Raw genomic sequence first — 5,178 nt, 5'->3', positions numbered from 1 at the left:
GTGCCGACCTGCGGCGCATCACCGGCTACCAGGATTTTGTCGACGATGCGCCGCTGGACCTGGTCTATGTCGCTGACCATGCGCGCATGCGCTTTATCCCCGCCGGCCGCCGCGAGGCCTATGCGCATGTCGCGGCCGGGGCCATGGCGCAGAACGCCTACCTCTACGCCGCCAGCAGCGGCCTGGGCGCGGTGATACGCGCGTGGATAGACCAAGCGGCGATCGCCGATGCGCTGGGCCTGACGCACGACCAGCAGGTGCTGCTGTCACAGACCATCGGCTACCCCGCGGCGGCCTGAACCACGCGCCGTACCCATGTCCAGCCCAGCGGTGCTCTCCGTACGCCGGCTTTGCAAGACCTACGGGTCGGGCGAGACCGCCGTGCACGCGCTTCGCGACGTGAACCTGGAGGTCCGGGCCGGCGAGTTCATCGTGCTTCTCGGCGCATCGGGCAGCGGGAAATCGACGCTGCTGAACATCATCGGCGGGCTGGACGTTCCCACGAGCGGCGAGCTTGAATTCGACGGCCATGCGCTCAACGGCGCCGGCGATACGGAACTCACCGGGTACAGGCGCAGGCACGTGGGCTTCGTATTCCAGTTCTACAACGAGGCGCTGGCCGACCTGCGGGCCGGCCGGCTCAACGGGGCCGCCGTACTGGTACCTTGATCCAGCATCAGGGGCCGCCCCCTCCAAGTCTCAAAATGCGCACTGTCTGCGCTATATCAAACGCGCCGGTCTACGACGCGCCTAAGCTGGCGCTATGAAGATCCAATTCCTCGGTGCCACCGACACCGTCACCGGCTCCAAATACCTGGTCCGCCACGGCGAGTCCACGGTGCTGGTCGACTGCGGGCTGTTCCAGGGCTACAAGCCGCTGCGGCTGCGCAACTGGTCTCCGTTACCGGTGGACCCGGCCAGCATCGATGCCGTGATCCTCACGCATGCTCATATCGACCACAGCGGCTACCTTCCGCTGCTGGCGCGACAAGGGTTCAAAGGCAAGGTATTCTGCACCCCGGGCACGGCCGACCTGTGCCGCATCCTGCTGCCCGACGCCGGCCACCTGCAGGAAGAAGAAGCCGAATACGCCAACCGGCACGGCTTTTCGAAGCACGCACCGGCCCTGCCGCTGTACACGCGCGAGGACGCGCTGCGCTGCCTCAAGCTGCTGCACCCGGTGCCCAGCGGCAAACACTGGCACCCGGCGCCGGGCTTGAACGCCAGCCTGACACCTTCGGGCCATATGGTGGGCTCGTCTTTTGTGCGGCTGGACAACGGCTCGCGCTCCATCCTGTTTTCCGGGGACATAGGCCGCCCCAACGACCTTGTGCTCAAGCCGCCTTCGCAGATGGACGGCGCCGACTACCTGGTGGTGGAATCCACTTATGGGGATCGTCTACATAAGGACTCCGACCCTCTGCTGGCGCTGGGCCAGGTAATCAACCGCACGGCCGCGCGCGGCGGGGTGGTGGTGATCCCGGCTTTTGCGGTGGGGCGCGCGCAAAGCCTGCTGCACTGCATTGAAATCCTCAAAACCCAGGGCGTGATTACGCGCAAACTGCCTGTGTATCTCAATAGCCCGATGGCGGCCAAAGCGACGCAGGTGTACCTCAAGCACAAGGCCGAACTGCGGCTGACACCCGCGGAGTGCGAAGCCATGGCACATACCGCCCACATCGTCGAGTCACCCGAGGAGTCGCGCCTGCTCAATGCCAAACATGGTCCCATGGTCATCATCGCCGCCAGCGGCATGGCGACCGGCGGACGTGTGGTCCACCATCTCAAAGCCTTCGCGCCCGACAAGCGCAACACCATCGTGTTTGCCGGCTTCCAGCCCGGCGGCACGCGCGGCGCGCTCATCGCCGGCGGCGCGCCCTCGGTGCGCATCCACGGCCAGGACGTGCCGGTGCGCGCAGAAGTGGCGCTGCTGGACGACCTGTCGGCCCATTCGGATGCGGTTGAAATCATGGGTTGGCTGCGCGGCTTCAAGTCCGCGCCCAGGCAGACCTTCATCACCCACGGCGAGCCAGCAGCGGCCGACGCCATGCGCCAGCGGATCGAACGTGAACTGCATTGGCCCTGCCACCTGCCCTGCTATCTGGAGTCGGTTTCTCTCAGCTGAGTACAGACCGATGCATCACCAGCCATGTAGATGCTGGTCACCTGGTGTCTGCTGTGACGGCTTTCAGGTATCCAGCGGTTCGGCCAGCCCGTGCTTGAGCGCGTAGCGGATCAACTCGCTCTGACTATGAAGACCCATCTTTTGCATGAGATGGGCCTTGTGAGTGCTAACGGTCTTAACCGACAGATTTAATGTCGTGCCGATATTAGTAATAGAAATGCCTGCCACCAGGAATTGCAGGACTTCAAACTCGCGATTGGACAGGCAGTCGTGCGAAGCTGTTTGGCCTCCGGGCATAGCGCCCAATGCAAGCTGCTCGGCAACCTCGGCACTGATAAAGGCGCCACCAGAAGCCACCTTGCGTATGGCCTGCTCCAACTGAGCTGGTGCGCTCTCTTTGGTCAGGTAACCGCTGGCGCCGTTCTTGATGGCTCTCACAGCATATTGGAGTTCTTGGTGCATGCTCAAAATGAGCATCCGTAATTGCGGTCTTTCATTACGGATCAGCTTAATCAGCTCCATGCCACTGCGCCCCGGCATAGAGAGATCCAAAATCAGTATGTCAAAGGCCAAGCCACGCACCTGTTGCATCACTTCGGTGCCGTTCCCCGCCTCTCCAGCCACTTCCACGTCTTCCATAGACGAAACAATGCGCTTGAGGCCCTCTCGCACAATTGCGTGGTCGTCGGCTATGACAATCCTGATCATTTGACACTCCCAGCTTTGGCTACGGTGACCTATCGACTGTGACTAAACAATGCAGCCTGGCATCACGTCACTGAGCGCAGAAGAGGGTAAAGACGAGTACAGACTCAGCTGTTGCCATTCGATCTTATTCCTGTACCTCATTGCGATACAGCGATAGATGCGTATCTGCTCATCGTTTTTCAAAGCAGTCCGCTCGCAGGATTGCTTTTCGGTCAACGGCGTCCAGCGAGATTGGCATCAATTAGAACTAAGGTCTGTGCAGCAGTGTGTTGTTGACGTGAATCAAGCCTGCGGTACTGAGGCGCTCCTAGACTGCGGCACATCAACACAGGAGAACACCATGTACAAGCGCATTCTTGTTGCCACCGACGGCTCCGCACTTTCCAAAAAAGCGGTCAAGGAGGCCGTCGCTCTTGCCGCATCGCTGGAAGCCGGTCTTGTGGCAATCAACGTCGTGCCCCGCTACCCCATGAGTTTTTTTGAGGGTGGTGTCGCTCTTTCACCGCAGGAAGTCGGGCGTTTCGAAAAAGAATGGGCCGATAAGGGCCAGGCCGTTGTCGACGCGGTGCAAAAGTCCGCGGAGGCCTCTGGCGTCAAAGCCAAGGCCGTGATCGCCAAATCCGACCTCGTCGCGGCCTCCATCCTGGCCGCGGCTAAAAAGAACAAGTGCGACCTCATCGTGATGGCCTCGCACGGCCGCAAGGGCATTTCCCGCATCCTGMTCGGAAGCGAGACCCAGCAGGTGCTTACGCACAGCAGCATTCCCGTCCTGGTCCTGCGCTGAGCGCGCACCGTTTCGCCTTCTTTCTTCCGGAGAACACCATGAGAGTCCTTCTGGCCGTTGACGGCAGCAAGTTCACCAAAAAGGCCTTGGCCTTTCTGGTCACGCATGAAACCCTTATGGGGCCCGACGCGGAACTCATCGTGCTCAATGTGCAGATCGCCGTTACCCCGCGCGTCAAGACCATGCTGGGCGCCGCCACCGTGCGCGCCTGGCACCAGGAAGAGGCCGACAAAGTGCTGCAGCCGATCGAGCGTTTCCTCAAGCGCCACGGCGTGCAGTACCGGGCCTCCTGGGTCGCCGGTACACCGGCCACACAAATCGTGCAGGCGGCGAAGCGCGAAAAAGTCCACATGCTGGTCCTGGGCACACACGGCCACGGCCTGTTCGGCCGCGCCCTGCTCGGCAGCGCCGCCCAGCGCGTGGTGGCGGATGTCGACGTGCCGGTGCTGCTGGTCCAGTAGGCATACGGCCCCGATTACCCCGGTTCGACCCACCACTGCCAATCTGCCGACACGTATGCTGGGCGTGGACCCGGTCCGATGGCTGCTGCAGCATGAGGCCGTGGTGGTCGTCGCGGGGCGGCGGTGGCATTCCGGTTGTGCGCGCGGCCGGCGGGCACACCCTGCAGGGCGTAGACGCCGTCATCGACAAGGACCTGACCAGCACCCTGCTCGCGCAGGAATTGGGGGCCAACCGCCTGGCGATTGCCACCGACGTCGACGCCGCTTACCTGGACTGGGGAACGCCGTCGCAGCGCGCCCAAGGAAAAGTCAGCCCGCACGAACTGCTGGGCCACAGCTTCCCCGCGGGCTCCATGGGCTCCAAGGTGCAGGCTGCCACCGGTTTTGTCCTGAAGGCCGGCAAGAAGGCACTGATAGGTTCGCTCGCCCGGATCGAGGAGATGCTGGCGGGCCGTGCCGCCACCGAAGTCGGTCCCCAGTGTGGCACGGCTACATAAAGCGGGATAGCTCTGCTTCTTTTTTAGGCGAACTTGAGGTGGCTCAATTGGCGTGATGCTGACGCCATGTTCAATGGCCGCATGAAACCTCCTCGTCTTTTGCTTGCCAGCTTGGTGGCGTGCGCCGCTTTGGCGTCGGAGGGGGCACATGCCGACCCACTGACTCGTCGAGCCTCTGTATCGGCCGGCGCTATCGTAGCCAKCCGCGGCGCCGGAGTCGTGGAAATCAGCACCATCAACGCATGGGTGCCCAGCGGCAGCGGCGACCCGGAACCCGAATTTGCCCCGCCAGACACTTTTGGCGACCAGCTGGCAAGGCCGCAGCCCATCGGTCTTGCACGCGGCGAAGCGCGTGACCTGGCCTCCGGTTTTGTGCTCACGGCTGATGGCTACATCGTCAGCAGTGCGCACGTCCTCTGGGATGCGGAAGAGGCTCAGGTGCGGCTGYAGGACGGCCGGCATTTTCCCGCGAGGCTTGTCGGACTGGACCGCATCACGGACGTGGCCCTGCTCAAAATCGATGCTACCGGACTGTCACCAGCACCGATAGGCGACTCCTCCAAACTCGCCGTCGGCGACTGGGTCGCGGCGATCGGATCGCCC

At 62.7% G+C, this 5,178-nt stretch carries 7 protein-coding genes and 1 pseudogene; 7 read left to right on the top strand and 1 reads right to left on the bottom strand.

The window, feature by feature from the left end:
• From AC1DWI_RS13335 to AC1DWI_RS13325, 3 genes and pseudogenes are all read left to right on the top strand, one after another.
• A partial coding sequence (locus AC1DWI_RS13335) for a nitroreductase family protein (RefSeq protein WP_477724996.1) occupies positions 1 to 299 on the top strand: 299 nt, incomplete at its 5' end.
• Positions 300 to 315: 16 nt separating this feature from the next.
• Positions 316 to 609: pseudogene (locus AC1DWI_RS13330) on the top strand (ATP-binding cassette domain-containing protein); the annotation flags it as partial.
• Positions 610 to 763: 154 nt separating this feature from the next.
• The gene (locus tag AC1DWI_RS13325) at positions 764 to 2,125 is read left to right on the top strand and encodes an MBL fold metallo-hydrolase (RefSeq protein ID WP_477669579.1); all 1,362 of its coding nucleotides are present in this window, start codon (positions 764 to 766) and stop codon (positions 2,123 to 2,125) included.
• Between the two features lie 63 nt (positions 2,126 to 2,188).
• Here the strand turns inward: AC1DWI_RS13325 and AC1DWI_RS13320 are convergent, their stop codons facing one another.
• Positions 2,189 to 2,833: a response regulator gene (locus AC1DWI_RS13320; protein ID WP_477669580.1), complete on the bottom strand. Its 645-nt coding sequence runs from the start codon at positions 2,831 to 2,833 to the stop codon at positions 2,189 to 2,191.
• Between the two features lie 340 nt (positions 2,834 to 3,173).
• Here AC1DWI_RS13320 and AC1DWI_RS13315 point away from each other — a divergent pair, with 340 nt between their 5' ends.
• The 4 genes from AC1DWI_RS13315 to AC1DWI_RS13300 form a co-directional block, all read left to right on the top strand.
• Entirely contained in the window at positions 3,174 to 3,617 is a 444-nt protein-coding gene (locus AC1DWI_RS13315) for a universal stress protein (protein ID WP_477724995.1), read from the top strand.
• A gap of 38 nt (positions 3,618 to 3,655) precedes the next feature.
• Positions 3,656 to 4,078: a universal stress protein gene (locus AC1DWI_RS13310; protein ID WP_477669582.1), complete on the top strand. Its 423-nt coding sequence runs from the start codon at positions 3,656 to 3,658 to the stop codon at positions 4,076 to 4,078.
• A 92-nt stretch (positions 4,079 to 4,170) separates the two neighbouring features.
• The gene (locus tag AC1DWI_RS13305; RefSeq protein WP_477669583.1) at positions 4,171 to 4,575 is read left to right on the top strand and encodes an amino acid kinase family protein; all 405 of its coding nucleotides are present in this window, start codon (positions 4,171 to 4,173) and stop codon (positions 4,573 to 4,575) included.
• 219 nt (positions 4,576 to 4,794) lie between these two features.
• Positions 4,795 to 5,178, top strand: a 384-nt coding sequence (locus AC1DWI_RS13300) for a S1C family serine protease (protein WP_477724994.1), incomplete at its 3' end; no start/stop codon positions are given.

It is taken from the genome of Polaromonas sp. P3_C2 (assembly GCF_056402675.1).
This window is presented reverse-complemented; position numbering and strand designations above follow the sequence as displayed.

What these genes read in the sequence shown, in the direction of transcription:
- AC1DWI_RS13310 (WP_477669582.1), top strand. Translation starts at nt 3,656, where the DNA reads ATGAGAGTCCTTCTGGCCGTTGACGGCAGCAAGTTCACCAAAAAGGCC.
- AC1DWI_RS13325 (WP_477669579.1), top strand. Translation starts at nt 764, where the DNA reads ATGAAGATCCAATTCCTCGGTGCCACCGACACCGTCACCGGCTCCAAA.
- AC1DWI_RS13305 (WP_477669583.1), top strand. Translation starts at nt 4,171, where the DNA reads ATGAGGCCGTGGTGGTCGTCGCGGGGCGGCGGTGGCATTCCGGTTGTG.
- AC1DWI_RS13320 (WP_477669580.1), bottom strand. Translation starts at nt 2,833, where the DNA reads ATGATCAGGATTGTCATAGCCGACGACCACGCAATTGTGCGAGAGGGC.